We start from the raw sequence: 17324 nt of genomic DNA on the forward strand, positions 1-17324 counted from the left end.
GAATTTGGAGACAAAGATAATAATTTATAAATTTACCCCTCAGGTTTTTACATTGACCCAATAGTTTCTATATTTGCACCCGCTATGGCGAAATGTATATTCTATATCTTGTTAGGGTTGTTCCTCATATCGAAGTTCACTTCCGTTTCTGATGATATGGAGGGATGTAAGACACTCCCTACTGCGGATGTGCATTATTTCTCCGGAGCCCAGCACAGCTTGTCGGGGGCAGATGGCAGACAATGCCAGGAAAAAGGGGAGGACGCGAATTATAATTGCCTGGCAGATGCCGGTTGCATAGGAAATACCTTCTCATTACGGCATGCCTCTTGCTCGAAATTGTTGAGGCTTAATCCGGACTTCATTGCCGCCAAGGTTGCGAGAACCCTGAAAACTCTGCTCCCGGAAGAAAAGACAACTTCTTTCCCCTTTACTTTCCATCCCCATAAGATTTCATATAGATATTATGTATATACGCTGAGGCGTATTCTTATTTAGTACTTTCCCTTCCTCTCTTTCGGGAGCCAGAGAGATTGCCCGTCTCCCCATGCCGAGTTTTTCTCTATTTTTTAAGTACTGATAATCAATATATAATGGATTTTCTATTAGATTTTATTCTCCATATCGATCAGTATATGATTGATATAGTGCAGGAATATCATATGTGGGCGTATGCCATATTGTTTCTGATTATTTTCTGCGAAACGGGGCTGGTGGTCACACCTTTCCTGCCGGGCGATTCCCTGCTTTTTGTGGCGGGAGCTATTGCCGCACTGCCCGACATGCCTCTCGAGGTCAATGTGCTGGCTTTGATATTGTTTGTTGCCGCGGTATTGGGCGACTCTTGCAACTACATGATAGGGCATTTCTTCGGGCAAAGGCTCTTCAATAATCCCGATTCCAGAATATTCAAGCAAAGCCATCTCGACAAGACCCATGAGTTCTATAAGAAGTATGGAGGCAAGACAATTATCATAGCCCGTTTTGTGCCTATCGTCCGTACGTTTGCGCCATTCGTGGCGGGGATGGGTAAGATGCATTACTATTACTTCATGCTGTACAACCTGATTGGGGGCGCCTGCTGGATTGCCATCTTCTGTTATGCGGGTTATTTCTTCGGTGACCTTCCGTTTGTACAAGAGAACCTCAAACTGCTGATTGTGGCCATTATTGTGGTTTCCATACTGCCGGCCGTGGTAGAAGTGCTGCGTGCAAGACTGAAACAACGAAAACAAAAATAAATTAATATACTTAGTACATTTATCCATTATGAAGAATTCTTTTTTTAGCCGGTTCACACCGAAAGAACCGAAATTCTTTCCTTTGCTGAAGCAATTGTCTGAGATTTTATTGTCCTCGTCGGCTCTGTTGATAGAAATATTGGGCCATGACTCGCCTGAGAAGAGGGCGGAAGATTATAAACGAATCAAAGATTTGGAGCGCGAGGGCGATAAGCTGACCAATCTGATTCTGGATGAACTGGGCACTACTTTCATTACTCCTTTTGACCGGGAGGATATCCATGACCTGGCTTCGGGCATGGATGATGTGATTGATGGAATAAACAGCTGTGCCAAGCGTATCACTATCTATAATCCGCATCCTATTTCGGACAAGGGGAAAGAGCTGGGACATATGGTTCAACAAGAAGCGGCCCTCATCGGCCAGGCCATGGATGAACTGGAGGCATTCCGCAAGAGTCCGGATAAGCTGCGCGCATATTGCAACCAGCTGCATGACATAGAAAACCGGGCAGATGATATTTATGAATTTTTCATCACCAGGCTTTTTGAAGAAGAGAAGGACTGCATTGAACTCATCAAAATCAAGGAGATTATGTATGAGTTGGAAAAAACGACGGACGCAGCCGAACACGTGGGCAAGATTTTGAGGAGCCTGATTGTGAAATACGCATAAACGAACGGACGCATGGAACTATTAGTGATTATCATTGTACTGGCTCTGATATTCGATTATATCAACGGTTTTCATGATGCGGCCAATTCTATTGCCACCATTGTGTCTACCAAAGTGCTTACACCGTTTCAGGCGGTGATATGGGCGGCTTTCTTCAATTTTGTGGCCTTTTTCATCGCCAAGTGTGTCATCGGCGGTTTCGGCATTGCCAACACCGTATCGAAAACGGTGATGGAGCCTTACATTACTTTGCCTATCATTCTGGCCGGCGTGATTGCGGCTATTGCCTGGAATCTGTTCACTTGGTGGAAGGGAATCCCTTCCTCTTCTTCGCACACGCTTATCGGAGGTTTTGCCGGAGCTGCCATCATGGCACACGGTTTTGAGGCCATCCAGTTGAGTATCATTCTGAAGATTGCGGCATTCATTTTTCTGGCTCCCTTGATTGGTATGGTGGTGGCATTTGGTTTTACGTTGTTGGTCTTGTACATTTGCCGCAGGGCGCATCCCCATACGGCCGAGGTGTGGTTCAAGAAACTGCAGCTGGTGTCTTCGGCTTTGTTCAGCATCGGGCACGGTCTGAATGATTCACAGAAGGTAATGGGTATCATTGCTGCGGCTATGATAGCCGGACATTCGGAAGGACTGGGAATGGGGATAAACAGTATTGATGACCTGCCGGACTGGGTGGCATTCTCTTGTTTTACGGCCATTTCACTCGGTACCATGTCCGGCGGGTGGAAGATTGTGAAGACCATGGGGACTAAGATTACGAAGGTGACGCCACTGGAAGGGGTGATTGCGGAAACTGCCGGTGCGTTTACGCTTTATCTGACGGAGTATCTGAAGATTCCGGTAAGTACGACACACACCATTACGGGAGCTATTATCGGAGTAGGGGCCACGAAGCGGCTTTCGGCTGTGCGTTGGGGAGTTACGAAGAGTCTGATGACCGCTTGGGTGCTGACTATCCCCGTCAGTGCTTTGCTGGCAGCAGGGATTTATTGTATCGTATCCCTTTTTTAGAAGTGCTGCCGCATAAAAAATAGACGGGTTCGTTTTATTTTGCATGAGGTTTGCACTATCTTTGCAGCCTGAAACTGTAAAATAGAATGCACATTGGACTGGCTATATAGTTTATTCGTCGAGCACTCCGCCTTGCAGGCGGTTGTGGTACTCTCACTGATTTCTGCTATCGGATTGGGATTGGGGAAGATACATGTTTGCGGCATTTCATTGGGAGTGACGTTTGTATTCTTTGCCGGCATCATTGCCGGGCATTTCGGGTTGTCCATAGACCCGCAGATGCTGAATTATGCGGAAAGCTTCGGGCTGGTGATATTTGTGTATGCTTTGGGTTTGCAGGTGGGACCGGGTTTTTTCAGCTCTTTCCGTAAAGGAGGGGTACAACTGAATATGCTCGCCACGGGTGTAGTGCTTATCGGCACCCTGCTGACTGTACTGGGCAGCTATGGGTTGGGAGTATCCCTGCCGGATATGGTGGGCATACTTTGCGGTGCCACGACAAACACACCGGCACTCGGTGCGGCACAGCAGACATTGAAACAGATGGGATTGGAGTCCAGTACCCCTGCTTTGGGGTGTGCGGTGGCATATCCGCTGGGGGTGGTAGGGGTCATTCTGGCCGTACTGTTCATCCGTAAGACGCTGGCGCATAAGGAAGACCTGGAATTGAAAGAGAAGGATGACGTGAACAAGCCTTACATTGTTGCGTTCCAGGTGCACAATCCTGCCATCTTCAACAAGAGTATCAAGGAAATAGGCGGGCTGAACAGCTATCCGAAGTTCGTGATTTCCCGCTTGTGGCGGGATGGGAATGTGAGTATTCCTACCTCGGAAAAGATTATAAAGGAAGGTGACCGCCTGCTGGTGATTACCTCGGAGAAAAATACGCCGGCTCTGACCGTGCTTTTCGGCGAGCAGGAGCATACTGATTGGAACAAGGAAGATATAGACTGGAATGCCATAGACAGCCAGTTGATTTCGCAACGTATCGTGGTGACGCGCCCGGAGTTGAACGGCAAGAAGCTGGGTTCTCTCCATCTGCGTAATCATTACGGTATCAATATCAGCCGGGTTTATCGTAGCGGCGTGCAGCTGCTGGCCACAGCGGAACTGACCTTGCAATTGGGTGACCGCCTGACCGTAGTGGGCGAAGCCGCTGCTATACAAAATGTGGAGAAGGTGCTGGGCAATGCTGTGAAAAGCCTGAAGGAACCGAACTTGGTGGCGGTATTTATCGGCATTGTCATCGGTCTGGCTTTGGGAGCAATTCCTATTTCCATTCCCGGCATCAGCGCTCCCGTGCGGCTCGGATTGGCAGGAGGCCCTATCATCGTAGGTATTCTTATCGGGACATTCGGTCCGAGGATGCACATGGTGACTTATACTACGCGCAGTGCGAACCTGATGCTCCGTGCATTGGGATTGTCTCTTTACCTGGCTTGCCTGGGACTGGATGCAGGTGCCCATTTCTTCGATACGGTATTCCGGCCGGAAGGGCTGTTATGGATTGCTACGGGTTTTGCGTTGACTGTGGTTCCGGTATTGATTATGGGTATCGTTACCTTCAAGTGGCTGAAGATAGATTTCGGAACAATGGCGGGTATGCTGTGCGGAAGCATGGCAAACCCCATGGCGCTGAACTACGCCAACGACACCATTCCGGGAGACAATCCGTCTGTAGCTTATGCTACGGTTTATCCGCTGTGCATGTTTCTACGGGTAATTATAGCCCAAGTGCTGCTCATGTTCTTCATTAATGGATAATGAAGAATGAGGGATATTATCAACTGTCAATTATCAACTATCAATTAAATAACTATGGGAAATATAACTCCGGAAAGTATTGTCAATGACTTGCGTTATTTGCAATTATTATCACGCAGTTTTCCTACCATTGCTGATGCCAGTACAGAAATCATCAATCTGGAGGCCATTCTGAATCTGCCGAAAGGTACAGAGCATTTTCTGACGGATATTCATGGCGAGTATGAGGCTTTTCAGCATGTGCTGAAGAATGCATCGGGGGCAGTGAAACGTAAGGTGAACGAAATATTCGGGCATACACTGCGCGAAAGTGAGAAGAAGGAAATCTGTACGTTAATTTATTATCCGGAAGAGAAGCTGCAACTTATCAAGGAGCAGGAAACGGACCTGGATGACTGGTATTTGATAACACTGAACCAGTTGGTAAAAGTATGCCAGAACGTTTCGTCCAAATATACCCGTTCGAAAGTACGCAAGGCACTTCCAGCAGAGTTCTCGTATATCATTCAAGAGCTGTTGCACGAATCGAGCATCGAACCTAACAAGCATGCCTATATCAATGTCATAATCAGTACCATTATCTCTACGAAGCGTGCGGATGATTTTATTGTGGCGATGTGCAACCTTATCCAGCGCTTGACCATCGACTCGCTGCATATCGTGGGCGATATATACGACCGCGGACCGGGTGCGCATATTATCATGGATACTCTCTGTGATTATCATAATTTCGACATCCAATGGGGTAACCACGATATTCTGTGGATGGGTGCCGCATCAGGTAATGATGCTTGTATAGCCAACGTAATCCGTATGTCGATGCGCTATGCCAATTTAGCAACGCTGGAGGATGGTTATGGCATCAATCTGTTGCCTCTTGCAACGTTTGCCATGGATACCTATGCGGATGACCCTTGCACCATCTTTGCGCCGAAAATGAACTTTGCCGATGCGGAATACAATGAGAAGACCTTGCGGCTGATTACACAGATGCACAAGGCGATTACGGTTATCCAGTTGAAACTGGAGGCGGAAATCATCAGCCGCCGTCCTGAGTTCGGTATGGAGAACCGGAAACTGCTGCATCTGGTGGATTTCGAGCGTGGTGTGTTTGTATACGAAGGCAAGGAATATCCGTTGCGCGATGTGAATTTCCCCACCGTAGACCCGGCGGACCCGTATCGTCTGTCGGACGAAGAGCGCGAACTGATGCACCGGATTCATTCTTCTTTCATGAACAGCGAGAAGATGAAGAAGCACATGCGCTGCTTGTTTACGTATGGCGGCATGTATCTGGTGTGCAACAGTAACCTGCTTTATCATGCTTCCGTGCCTCTGAATGCGGACGGCAGTTTTAAACATGTCCGCATCGGCCAAAAGGAATACTGGGGACGTAAGTTGCTGAAAAAGACCGACCAGCTGATACGTACCGCTTACTTTGACGAGGACGGTTCGGACGAGAAACAGTTTGCACTGGATTATGTCTGGTACATGTGGTGCGGACCGGATGCCCCTTCCTTCGATAAAGACAAGATGGCTACCTTTGAACGCTATTTTGTGGCCGACAAAACATTGCATAAGGAGACGAAAGGGCATTACTATGCTTTGCGCAACGAGGCTGAGGTGTGTGACCGCATTCTTGAAGAGTTCGGCGTGAAGCCGGGGCCACATTCGCATATCATCAACGGACATGTACCGGTAAAGACCATTAAAGGTGAGAAACCCATCAAAGCGGATGGTAAGCTGCTGGTGATTGACGGTGGTTTTTCAAAAGCCTATCAGCCGGAAACGGGAATTGCGGGATATACGCTGGTATATCATTCCCACGGCTTGCAGTTGGTGCAGCATGAGCCGTTCCAGAGCCGTCAGAAAGCCATTGAAGAAGGACAAGACATCAAGTCTACAACCCTGGTTGTCGAATTCAATTCGCAGCGTATGATGGTGAAGGATACGGATAAAGGAAGTGAACTCGTTACGCAGATTCAGGATTTGATGAAACTGCTGGTGGCGTATAGGACGGGGCTGATTAAGGAGAAACAATAATTTATAATTTCAGTATCGTCACCCCGCCCTCTACAATGATGCCTTTGTCATAGGTTTTCCCTTGGGTGTAGTAGCGGCTGCCGCCATAACCGCCGGTGAGGAATATGCCAAAGCGCTCGGTCAGGTGGTATTCCAGATTGACACGTGCCTGGAGGGCATAGAGACGTGCCGGAATGCCGTAGTCCTTGTTCTTGAAGGTTTCTATATGTTGGTATCCCAGATCTCCGCTGATGAACAGCTGTTTGTAGAGCGGTAATTCAAGACCGGCACGGTAGAAGAGGGCAGCGGAAAACTTATCGCCAAAATCCAGATAATGGGTACCGCCACCGAGGATGGTATAGAAGAGCCGGTTCTTGAAACGGGCACCTACATTCAGCTTGGTGGCATTACCACCGAAAAACATCAGTTGAACTTTTGTTTGGGGATTGGCATTGACTAATCCCAACTGGAAACCATCTAATTTTTCTTTGTAGTAGTTGAATAGACCTATTTGAAGCCCTTTGGCACGTATGGCCATATTGGCAGCGCCTATTTGTAATCCTCGGGCTGTACCACCCACCACATTGCCCAGGCCGGAAACCTGAACACCGGTCATATCTCCGGCGGTGATGTTGGTAAGGGCGGACATCTGCATGCCATTCAAGTCTTCACCGATTACACTTAGCAGGCCGGCCCCTGAAAATCCTTTGAAATTTCCACCGGAAATATTGGCGAGTCCGGCAAAGTGTATGCCGGAAGCACCTTCTCCGCTGATATTCAACAGGCCGCCTATGGAGGCGCCACGATTATAGTCCCCACTGATGTTTGCCAGACCGGAAATGATGACGCCTTGCGCATGGTTTCCGGTGATACCTACCAGTCCCGAAACGGATACTCCGATAAGGTTGTTGCCATTGATGTTGGTAATTCCTGCTATCTGCATGCCTCGCATGCTTCCCCCCACCATATTTGACAGACCTGCCATCTGTACACCGTTCACATCCCTGCCGGTTACACTGCCAAGAATATTCATGCCGAGGCCATTCAGACGGTTCATGGAGGAGAACACACCCAGATTGAAGCAGGTGCTTCCTATGGTATCAGTCCGCTGTGTGGAGATGTTTTTCCATAAGGAGATATTGATACCTACCGGGCCATGGTCTGTTCGTGGAGAGCGTTGTTTCCGGAAAGATTTCTCGGAGGATTTCTGAATCGTATCCGGCTGTACGCTGCCCGGATTATGTTCTTGGGCAAGAGCTGTCCCTGCAAAAAGCAGGGACACAAGGAGGAGGGAAAGGTTTCGTTTCATACTTTTTTCTATATTTCGTCCGGCCAGGGAGCTGGTTGGCGGGTGGCACGCAACAGAGGGCGCTGCGCATCCACAGACCGGAGGTAATTACTTAATTTCCGTGACAACTCTTTGACAACTTCAGGCTTCTCTCGGGCCATATCATGTTTTTCACTGATGTCGGCGGGGATGTTGAAAAGTTCCCGTCTACCGTCACCGAAATAATACACCAGCTTCCACTCGCCCGAACGGATGGAGCAAGTGGCTCCGATGCCCGGGCCGGAAGGACCCCAGCTATTGGGATAATGCCAGTAGATATCACGGTCTTTCATTTTACCTTTTCCGGTGAGCAATGGCATGAAACTGATGCCGTCGCGTTGCTGTACGGTTGTATAGTTGTCTACGCCTGCCATCTCAAGGATGGTGGGGAAGAAGTCCTCTATCATCAGGTAATGGTCGCATTGGGTTTGGGGCGCTACGATGCCCGGCCAGCGGACAATCATCGGTTCACGTATGCCTCCTTCGTAGGCGGAACCTTTACCACTGTTGAGCGGATAGTTCTGGACATGCAGTTGTCCGGCGCGGGTATGGGCCGCCAAACCGCCATTGTCGGACATGAAGATGAGGATAGTGTTTTCCGTCAGGTTGTTCTTGTCCAGATAATCCATAATGTCTCCCAGACTTTTGTCCATACCCTCAATGAGAGTAGCATAGGCAGCTTCTACCGGAGGAAGGCCTTTGTCCAGGTACTTCTGGTAGAAACGCATGTCAGGTTGTATAGGGGTATGGATGGCATAGTGTGCCATGTACAGAAAGAATGGCTTGTCAGTCTGCTGTGCATCGTCCAGGGCCTTCATGGCCTCTATGGTAAGGGCTTCACTTAGGAAAGTGTCGGTTCCATGATATTTCTCCAGACCGGGTACGGCAGCCAGCGGGCTTTTACCGTCTGTTTTGTTGCCGAAATTCTCCTTGCCATAGTAGCTGGCAGGTGAACCGGCAGCATGTCCGGCTATGTTCACTTCAAACCCCATTTTCAACGGGTCGGCTCCGGGAGTGCCTTCAGCACCGAAGTGGGCTTTTCCGCAATGAATGGTGTGATAGCCATGGTCTTTGAGCACTTCGGCCAGGGAGGTGACTTGTGTGGTCCGTTCCACGCCAGGCTCTTGACAAATGCCGTTAACGTTCCATTCCGGATAAATCATGACCGAGTCGGGTTGTTCATGGGTAGTGTTCTTGCGGAGGGTCCAACTGGTGACTCGATGCCTGGCAGCATTCATGCCCGTAAAAAGGCTGACACGCGTAGGTGAACTGATGCTGCATGCATAGGCCTGCGTAAACATTTTGCCTTGTGTAGCCATCCGTTCCATGTTGGGAGTATGGTACGTATCGTTGTACTTGGTACGCTGTGTCCAAAAGGGGAGGGACGTGTCTTGCCATCCCATGTCATCCACTAGGAACAGAATGATGTTTGGCTGCTCTTTTGGAGCAGGTACGGCATCCCCAGGCGGCATGCCATACGCTTCTCCCGCCATTCCGCATATCGGAAGCATGGCGGATAATAATAATTCGTTTCTCATTTAGATAATAATTTAGAAAGGGTTAGATAGGTTGTAGTTTAATTGTTTTTTTACATTATCCTTTGGCCTCCTGATACAAGAAGCGTTTGATAGATTTCTTCGGCGTTTTTTCAAATTCTTCAGGATAGATTTTCATTTTGAATATCTGGCTGTATGCGGGCAGTTCTGCATTCAGTGCCACACGGTTTTCCTCCATGACGCGTTCGATGTCGTCATTGTTCAGCCCATGGGCAAAGGCATCATCGAAGTCGGGGTAAACCAGACCTACCAGTTTCTCATTCTGCTGCACGATGATGCTTTCGGCTACATACGGCATATTGTTCAGTTTGTCTTCTATCTCTTCCGGGTAGATATTCTGACCGCTCGGACCAAGGAGCATGTTCTTGCTGCGTCCCTTGATGCTTACGTTGCCTTCGGCATCCATCAGGGCAAGGTCTCCGGTGTGCAGCCAGCCGTCTTTGTCGAGTACCTGTACGGTGGCCTCGTCGTTCTTGTAGTAACCCAGCATGACATTGGGACCACGGCAGACAATCTCTCCCGGAATGTTTTCGGGATCGGATGATAGGATTTTCACCTCCATACGCGGTGCGGCCTTTCCGCAAGAACCGGGTTTGAAGCGGGTCCAATCCTCGTAACAGATGATGGGGCCGCATTCCGTCATTCCATAGCCTACCGTATAGGGGAAATCTATCATCTTTAAGAACTGCTCCACTTCCTGGTTGAAGGCAGCTCCTCCTACAATGATTTCTGCAAAGTTTCCGCCAAAGGCTTGAATCATTTGTTCGCGTACGGTCGCCTTTATCTTGTCATTGATGATGGGTACTTTCAGCAACAGCTTCATGGCGGGAGTTTCCAGCTTGGGCAGTACGCTCTTCTTTATAATCTTTTCGATAATGAGCGGAACAGCCACAATCAGGTTAGGCTTCACTTCGGTGAAAGCCTGGAAAATGATTTTGGGGCTGGGCATACGAGTGAGGAAGAATATGTGGCAACCTACGGCGAATTCATACAGAAACTCGAATGCAAGTCCGTACATATGTGCCATTGGCAGCATGGAGACAATCTTGTCACCGGCTTTCAGCGGCAATACTTCGAAAGCAAAAGTGGTGTTTGACCAAAGGCTGCGGTAGGGCAGCATCACTCCTTTGGAGTAACTGGTGGTGCCGGATGTATAGTTGATGACCGCCAGTTCGTCGGGCTGGTCCTTGTGATAACTGACATGCTCCTTGCGGAAGTTCTTGGGGTATTTTTTACCGAACATTTCGTTGAGATGTTCGCGGGCATAGTCCAACTTTTCGCTGCGGGAGACAAGAATGTAGAAGTCTGCCATCATCATGATGCCCTCCAGCAGCGGCATGGCACTTTCGTTGAGGTTTTCCCAAACCTGGTCGCCTACGAAAAGCAGTTTGGCTTCGGAATGGTTCACGATGTTGTGTATATTGTCTGCCTTGAACTCGTGAAGGATGGGGACGATTACCGCACCGTAGGTCAATGTTGCGAGGAACGTTACGCCCCAGTGGGAACTGTTGCGGCCACAGACGGCAATCTTATCGCCTTTCTTGATGCCGCTTGCCTCGAAAATGATATGCAGCTTTTCTATTTTGCGGGCTACGTCCTTATATTGTAGAGTTGCTCCCTTGTAGTCGGTCAGAGCGTCTAAATCCCAATTTTCCTTTATGCTATTCTCTATATAGGCGATAAAACTTTGTTCCATGATATTAATTGCACATTTGGTTGAAAATTGTGCAAATATAAGGGTTTATATATAGAAAGCAAACTTTTATAGGGAAAATAGTTTTTATGGCGGCTATTTGCTAAAACTCGACAGTTATACCTAAAGTAGGCAGGATAGTGCCGCTTTCCTGCTTGAGGTATTTCATTTTATAGCGCTGTTCGGCAACAGGAGCAGACGGATTTTCGATGATGCCCGTACTCATTATCACATCCGGCTGCTTCAGTTTGTTGCCGGTGATATTCTGTATGTCCAGATAGATTCCTATCATGCAGTGATGGAAGTAGAAGGACTTGTCCACACGCAAGTCTAACTGGGCAAAGTTGGGAAGCCGCCCGGTATTATAGTACGCATAGTCGTAGTAGGGCTGTCCTTTGGCATCCCATGCTTCTACGAGTGATGATTTGTCTTCATCATAGGGAGTGTAGGGGCTGCCGCCTATATAGCTTAGCTTGCCTCCTATGCTCCAGCGCCGGGGCAGGTTGTATGTACCGCTCATGTTGAGTATGAAACGGTTGTCCCAGGCAGATGGAATGAAGTCTCCATTTGAACGGTTGCGGTATTCGCTGCGGTATAAGGTGAAGGAGGATACGAGATTGAACTTGCCGGATGCCTGCCAGCGGAACATGGTTTCCAGTCCGTAGGCCCTGCCGCTGGCTGTAGGGACGAGTGCTTCGTTGCCGGTGACACCGTAATCGTTTCCTTTGCATGCCAACGGAATGTTGTCTTGGAGGGAAAGTGGCATACGGCTGTAACGCTTGAAGAAACCTTCTGCAGAAACCATGAACCGGTCTTGCAGGTGCCAGTCCACACCGAGGCTGCTTTCAAAGACCTGCATGTACTTCAGGTTTTTGTTGAGATATTGCCCTTCATTGTCTTTATATCCCAAAGCGGTGTAGGGAGGCAATTGGTGGTAGAGGCCGGTACTTCCGCTCAGGGTCCATTGTTCCGAGAGTTTGTAGGATGCAGAGAGGCGTGGGGAGAACTGTTTCCATAGCTGCCGCATCTTTCGGTTGTAAGTGTTGCCATCCATACGGATACCGGCAGAAAGGGCCAGACGCTTGTCGGCGGTGGTATAGTTGGAAGAGAAGAAAGCCCCCCAGCCGAAGATGTTGAGTGAGGTTTCGTAGATGGAAAGCGTACTCGAATGACTGCCGTATAGTCTTTGCCTGCTGTGGTTTGTATAGATGGAGTTGTTCAGTTCTGCTCCTTCTTTTAGGGTCCATGCTCCCAAGCGCGTTTGGTTTTCGAAACGCAGGGTGGTCTTTTGTTCTGTGGAGCGTAGGCGCAGGGTCAGGTTGTCTTCGGAAGAGTCATCGTTGTTGCGGTATTTCAGATTGCGGTTGTTCAGGTAGTTATGGCTCAGTATAAGGGATTGTACGTGCCTTCCATTGTAGTGTCTGTAAGAGGCTCCGAGAGTGAATGTTTCCTGATGGATAGTGGGGAGATAGCTGAGCAGATATTCGGCATCTTCTCCTTTTTCATCGGTATTCAGTTTCATCTTGTCAATGCCTGCAAGACCAAGCAGGGTCAGCTCGCTGTGCTCGTTGAAACGGGTTTTTGTTTTGAATTGTCCGTCAATGAAATTGGGCAGGAAGGGCAGTCCCAAAGCCTTGAACAAAAGTTGCAGGTAGGACTGGCGTGCGGAGAACAGATAAGTGGTGCGCTGCCCCAGATGGCCTGCTCCGCTGAGCGAGACTTCCGATGCGCCGATGGTGGCTTTGAACGCCTGCTTGTCCGGATTTCCGTCCTTGAGTTGGAAGTCGAGGACGGAACTCAAGGCTCCGGAGCGGTTGGCGGGGAAGGCGCCCGTATAAAATGTAATCTCGCGTATCAGGTCGGCATTGACAATACTTACCGGTCCTCCGGATGCACCCTGAGTGGCAAAGTGGTTGATGTTGGGGATTTCGATGCCATCCATATAAAAGCGGTTTTCGGAAGGAGAACCGCCCCGAACAATCAAGTCGTTGCGATAGCCGATGGGAGAGAAAGAGACGCCGGGATAGGAGCGTACGATGCGCGAAACATCCCGGTTGGCTCCGGGACTTTTCTCTATTTCCTGCAAGCCGATGATACGCATGCTGACCGGGCTTTCGATATTTCGCCGGAAGGGGGAAGGCACCACCACTACTGTGTTCAGCAGATTGGCATCCTCTTCCATCTCTATCTCGATGAACGGGGTTGAGGCTGAAACGATATATTCGGGGGTGGAAACAGTCTGGTATCCTATGCAGGATGCCTCAAGGCTATAGATGCCCGGAGGTACCTGCTCTATCTTGAATGTGCCGAGTGAATCGGTGGATGCCCCTTTCCCGGGGATGCCGGCAACGAAAACGTTGGCGTAGGCCACGGGTTGTCTGGACTGTCTGTCGATGACTTTGCCGCGAACGGAATAGGTCACGGGAGCTATCATGGCATTCATGGTTGGGCTGATACCTGATAAAAGTATCAGCAATATAAACAATACAGTTTCCACATTGTACCGTATGGCATTCATGGCTAATCAGACGTCACTAATTACTTTCCCAAGTACCATCGGTACATGCGTTGCACACCTTCCTCGATATCAATCTTATGATGCCATCCCAATGCATGTAACTTACCGGGATCGGTCAGTTTGCGCATGGTGCCGTCGGGTTTGGAAGTGTCGAAGGTCAACCGGCCCTGATAGCCTACGGTGTTGACAATCAGCTCTGCCAACTGGCGGATAGTGATTTCCTTGCCCGTACCGATATTGATGTGACAGTTGCGGATTTCCTTGTCGCCCGGCTTGAAGGTATCTTTGAAGTCGACGTGTTCCATGACGAAGACGCTGGCATCTGCCATCTCCTCGCTCCAGAGGAATTCGCGCAAGGGGGTGCCGGTACCCCATAATCTCACTTCTTCTTCGCTGATGCCGTATTTCCGGAGGATATTCAGAATGTCCTCTTTGCTGCTGTCGCCGTTGATGCCTTCCACCGGACGCAGGTTCATGTCGTGGCGTACGGCATCCCAGTCGCCTTGTTTCAGGCAGTGGGCGAGGTGTATCTTGCGTATCATGGCAGGGAGCACGTGGCTGCGTTCCAGGTCGAAGTTGTCGTTGGGACCGTAAAGGTTGGTGGGCATCACGGCAATGTAGTTCGTACCGTATTGAAGATTGAAGCTTTCGCACATTTTCAGTCCGGCTATTTTGGCGATGGCATAGGGTTCGTTCGTGTATTCCAGCGGAGAAGTGAGGAGTGCGTCTTCTTTCATCGGCTGTTCGGCATCACGGGGATAGATGCAGGTGCTGCCCAGAAAGAGAAGTTTTTTCACTCCGTGGCGGAAGCTTTCGCCGATGACGTTCTGCTGTATCTGCAAGTTCTTGTAGATGAAGTCGGCACGGTAGATACTGTTGGCCATGATGCCACCCACAAAGGCGGCGGCAAGGAATACATATTCGGGCTGTTCCTCGTCGAAGAAGCGGCGTACGGCAACTCCGTCGAGCAGATCGAGTTCTGTGTGGGTCTTGCCGATGAGATTGGTGTATCCTTTCTCCTCAAGATTTTTCCAGATGGCAGAACCTACCAGTCCCCGGTGGCCTGCTACATATATTTTGGCATTTTTGTCTAACATTGTTGTCTGAAAGTTTAATAGTTCATTCAAAGCTCTTTGCTTCTTAAATACAGTTTCTTCACAAATTTCATGTCGTGCTCTGCCATGATGCGTACCAACTCTTCAAAACTGGTCTGCCTCGGATTCCATCCCAGCAGTGTTTTTGCTTTGGTGGGGTCGCCCAGCAATTGTTCCACTTCGGCAGGCCGGAAATATTTGGGGTCGACTTCCACGAGGACTTTTCCGGTCTGTGTGTCGATACCCTTCTCATCCACTCCCTGGCCTTCCCAGCACAGAGTGATGCCTACCTCTCGGAATGCCAGTGTCGCAAATTCGCGTACGGTATGCATTTCTCCGGTGGCAATGACGAAGTCTTCGGGGGTGTCGTGCTGCAGGATGAGCCACATGCACTCGATGTAGTCTTTGGCATATCCCCAGTCGCGCCGGGCATCCAGATTGCCCAGATACAGCTTGTCCTGGAAGCCTTGGGCGATGCGGGCAGCCGCCAGTGTGATTTTTCTTGTCACGAAGGTTTCACCTCGGCGTTCGCTCTCGTGGTTGAAGAGTATGCCGTTTACAGCAAACATGCCATAGCTTTCGCGGTAGTTCTTTGTAATCCAAAAGCCATACTGTTTGGCTACGCCATAGGGGCTGCGGGGATAGAACGGGGTCGTTTCGCTTTGCGGCACTTCCTGCACTTTTCCGAAGAGCTCGGAAGTGGAGGCCTGGTAGATGCGTGTCTTCTTTTCCATACCGAGAATGCGTACGGCTTCGAGCATGCGTAGGGTGCCTACGGCATCGGTTTCGGCGGTATATTCGGGCACGTCGAAGGATACTTTGACATGGCTTTGGGCGGCAAGGTTATATATTTCGTCCGGCTGCACACTCTGGATGATACGGATGAGAGAGCTGGAGTCTGTCATGTCTCCATAGTGCAGGTTAATGGTACGTTTCTGTTTCATGTCGCGTACCCACTCATCGAAGTAGAGGTGTTCGATGCGGCCGGTGTTGAAAGAGGAAGAGCGACGCAGGATACCGTGCACTTCATATCCTTTCTGCAGGAGGAATTCGGCAAGGAACGAGCCGTCCTGCCCGGTAATGCCGGAGATAAGGGCTTTCTTCATAATGTATGCTTCTTGTTATTATGTCTTTTCGGACTGCAATATTCGTTATTTTCCACGAGATAGCAAAATATAAACTATTTCTTTCCCATCACTTTGTCGATAATCAGTGCGATTGCCCCGTCGCCCGTCACATTGCAGGCAGTACCGAAGCTATCCATCGCTATGTATAGTGCAATCATCAGCGCTTGTGCCGACTCGTCGAAGCCCAGCATGGATTGCAGGATGCCCAGTGATGCCATGATGGCGCCTCCCGGTACCCCGGGAGCGGCTACCATAGTGATGCCCAGCATGAAGATGAATCCTGCAAATAGAGGGAAATCATGGGGCATGCCTTGCATTATCATCAGTGCCAGGGCGCATGCCACAATCTTCAATGTGCTGCCCGACAGATGGATGGTGGCGCAAAGTGGGATGACGAATCCGGCAATATCGGCAGAGACGCCGTTCTTCCGACTTTGCTCCAATGTTACGGGGATAGTGGCGGCACTGGATTGAGTGCCTAGAGCCGTGAAGTAGGCAGGCATCATCCGTCCCAGTAGTTTGAGAGGGTTCTTGCGGACAAACAGTGCCGCAATGCTGTATTGGAATACCAGGAGAAAGATGTGAAGCAGGAAGATTACACCGATAATCTTAATAAAGACCATCAGGATGCCGAATACTTGTCCACTGTGCGTCATGTTGAGGAAAATGCCGAAAATATAGATGGGAAGCAGCGGCAATATCACTGCACTGATCATGCGGATGACAATCTCTTGAAAATCGCGTGCCGCATTTTTCAGTACCTCACTTTTCAGATGAGCCAGGCCCAGCCCCAGTGTGAAGGCAAGTACGAGTGCGGTCATAACATTCATCAAGGGCGGGATACCCACGGAAAAATAGGGAAGAATGCCTTGAGACTCACTGACTTCTTCTAACGGCACCCCGGTTTCTATGAGGGAAGGAAATACCGCCATACCGGTGAAATAGGAGAGAAAGCCGGAGAATAAGGTAGCTCCGTAAGCAATGAGCGCCGTGACGACCAGCATCCGTCCGGCTCCTTTGCCGATGTCGGCAATGGCAATCGTGACCAGTCCCACAATGATGAGGGGGATGGAGAAGTTCAGGAATTCACTGAAAATGGCATTGAATGTTACGAACAGCCGTACCAGCGAAGCCGGTAGGAAATTTCCGAAAAGTATACCTAAGATAATGGCAATGATGATGCGTGGCAATAGTCCGATGTGGAAGTTCTTCATGAGCATTGGTTTTCTGTCTGGTTGAAAAATAGGCTTTCGCTGACAAAAGTACTATTTTATTTTCGT

General features: G+C 49.4%; 13 protein-coding genes. 6 read left to right on the top strand and 7 right to left on the bottom strand.

Annotated features, from left to right (window positions below):
• The first annotated feature begins 84 nt into the window (after positions 1 to 84).
• The 6 genes from DXD65_RS18715 to DXD65_RS18740 all read left to right on the top strand — a co-directional run bounded on the left by DXD65_RS18715 (position 85) and on the right by DXD65_RS18740 (position 6750).
• Positions 85 to 498 carry a hypothetical protein gene (locus DXD65_RS18715; RefSeq protein WP_005828038.1) on the top strand — a complete coding sequence of 138 codons (414 nt, stop codon included), beginning with the start codon at positions 85 to 87 and terminating at the stop codon, positions 496 to 498.
• A 95-nt stretch (positions 499 to 593) separates the two neighbouring features.
• On the top strand, positions 594 to 1241 hold the full coding sequence (locus DXD65_RS18720; RefSeq protein WP_005828039.1) for a DedA family protein: 648 nt from the start codon (positions 594 to 596) through the stop codon (positions 1239 to 1241).
• Between the two features lie 28 nt (positions 1242 to 1269).
• Positions 1270 to 1917 carry a DUF47 domain-containing protein gene (locus DXD65_RS18725; RefSeq protein ID WP_005828040.1) on the top strand — a complete coding sequence of 216 codons (648 nt, stop codon included), beginning with the start codon at positions 1270 to 1272 and terminating at the stop codon, positions 1915 to 1917.
• A gap of 12 nt (positions 1918 to 1929) precedes the next feature.
• Positions 1930 to 2943: an inorganic phosphate transporter gene (locus DXD65_RS18730; RefSeq protein ID WP_005828041.1), complete on the top strand. Its 1014-nt coding sequence runs from the start codon at positions 1930 to 1932 to the stop codon at positions 2941 to 2943.
• Positions 2944 to 3036: 93 nt separating this feature from the next.
• Positions 3037 to 4707 carry a putative transporter gene (locus tag DXD65_RS18735; RefSeq protein WP_005828042.1) on the top strand — a complete coding sequence of 557 codons (1671 nt, stop codon included), beginning with the start codon at positions 3037 to 3039 and terminating at the stop codon, positions 4705 to 4707.
• Between the two features lie 54 nt (positions 4708 to 4761).
• On the top strand, positions 4762 to 6750 hold the full coding sequence (locus DXD65_RS18740) for a fructose-1,6-bisphosphatase (RefSeq protein WP_005828043.1): 1989 nt from the start codon (positions 4762 to 4764) through the stop codon (positions 6748 to 6750).
• A gap of 1 nt (position 6751) precedes the next feature.
• Here DXD65_RS18740 and DXD65_RS18745 read toward each other — a convergent pair whose 3' ends face one another.
• The 7 genes from DXD65_RS18745 to DXD65_RS18775 all read right to left on the bottom strand — a co-directional run bounded on the left by DXD65_RS18745 (position 6752) and on the right by DXD65_RS18775 (position 17258).
• Positions 6752 to 8038 carry an LA_2272 family surface repeat-containing protein gene (locus DXD65_RS18745; RefSeq protein WP_008663090.1) on the bottom strand — a complete coding sequence of 429 codons (1287 nt, stop codon included), beginning with the start codon at positions 8036 to 8038 and terminating at the stop codon, positions 6752 to 6754.
• 8 nt (positions 8039 to 8046) lie between these two features.
• Positions 8047 to 9594 carry a sulfatase gene (locus tag DXD65_RS18750; RefSeq protein WP_005828045.1) on the bottom strand — a complete coding sequence of 516 codons (1548 nt, stop codon included), beginning with the start codon at positions 9592 to 9594 and terminating at the stop codon, positions 8047 to 8049.
• A gap of 55 nt (positions 9595 to 9649) precedes the next feature.
• Positions 9650 to 11308, bottom strand: coding sequence for a long-chain fatty acid--CoA ligase (locus DXD65_RS18755; protein WP_117589210.1), 1659 nt, complete (start codon positions 11306 to 11308; stop codon positions 9650 to 9652).
• A 100-nt stretch (positions 11309 to 11408) separates the two neighbouring features.
• Positions 11409 to 13823 carry a TonB-dependent receptor gene (locus DXD65_RS18760; protein ID WP_117887860.1) on the bottom strand — a complete coding sequence of 805 codons (2415 nt, stop codon included), beginning with the start codon at positions 13821 to 13823 and terminating at the stop codon, positions 11409 to 11411.
• A 20-nt stretch (positions 13824 to 13843) separates the two neighbouring features.
• Positions 13844 to 14920: a GDP-L-fucose synthase family protein gene (locus DXD65_RS18765; protein ID WP_087332586.1), complete on the bottom strand. Its 1077-nt coding sequence runs from the start codon at positions 14918 to 14920 to the stop codon at positions 13844 to 13846.
• A gap of 26 nt (positions 14921 to 14946) precedes the next feature.
• Positions 14947 to 16023 (bottom strand): GDP-mannose 4,6-dehydratase, encoded by a 1077-nt coding sequence (gene gmd / locus DXD65_RS18770; RefSeq protein ID WP_005836261.1) that lies wholly within the window; start codon positions 16021 to 16023, stop codon positions 14947 to 14949.
• Between the two features lie 74 nt (positions 16024 to 16097).
• A complete protein-coding gene (locus DXD65_RS18775; protein WP_005837656.1) occupies positions 16098 to 17258 on the bottom strand; it encodes a dicarboxylate/amino acid:cation symporter in 1161 nt (386 codons plus the stop codon).
• Positions 17259 to 17324 lie beyond the last annotated feature (66 nt).

It is taken from the genome of Bacteroides sp. 4_1_36 (genome assembly GCF_003466325.1).
GTDB classification, from domain to species: domain Bacteria; phylum Bacteroidota; class Bacteroidia; order Bacteroidales; family Bacteroidaceae; genus Bacteroides; species Bacteroides uniformis.

Coding starts and splice junctions, on each gene's coding strand:
- DXD65_RS18715 (WP_005828038.1), top strand. CDS start 85: ATGGCGAAATGTATATTCTATATCTTGTTAGGGTTGTTCCTCATATCG.
- DXD65_RS18720 (WP_005828039.1), top strand. CDS start 594: ATGGATTTTCTATTAGATTTTATTCTCCATATCGATCAGTATATGATT.
- DXD65_RS18725 (WP_005828040.1), top strand. CDS start 1,270: ATGAAGAATTCTTTTTTTAGCCGGTTCACACCGAAAGAACCGAAATTC.
- DXD65_RS18730 (WP_005828041.1), top strand. CDS start 1,930: ATGGAACTATTAGTGATTATCATTGTACTGGCTCTGATATTCGATTAT.
- DXD65_RS18740 (WP_005828043.1), top strand. CDS start 4,762: ATGGGAAATATAACTCCGGAAAGTATTGTCAATGACTTGCGTTATTTG.
- DXD65_RS18745 (WP_008663090.1), bottom strand. CDS start 8,038: ATGAAACGAAACCTTTCCCTCCTCCTTGTGTCCCTGCTTTTTGCAGGG.
- DXD65_RS18750 (WP_005828045.1), bottom strand. CDS start 9,594: ATGAGAAACGAATTATTATTATCCGCCATGCTTCCGATATGCGGAATG.
- DXD65_RS18755 (WP_117589210.1), bottom strand. CDS start 11,308: ATGGAACAAAGTTTTATCGCCTATATAGAGAATAGCATAAAGGAAAAT.
- DXD65_RS18760 (WP_117887860.1), bottom strand. CDS start 13,823: ATGAATGCCATACGGTACAATGTGGAAACTGTATTGTTTATATTGCTG.
- DXD65_RS18765 (WP_087332586.1), bottom strand. CDS start 14,920: ATGTTAGACAAAAATGCCAAAATATATGTAGCAGGCCACCGGGGACTG.
- gmd (WP_005836261.1), bottom strand. CDS start 16,023: ATGAAGAAAGCCCTTATCTCCGGCATTACCGGGCAGGACGGCTCGTTC.
- DXD65_RS18775 (WP_005837656.1), bottom strand. CDS start 17,258: ATGAAGAACTTCCACATCGGACTATTGCCACGCATCATCATTGCCATT.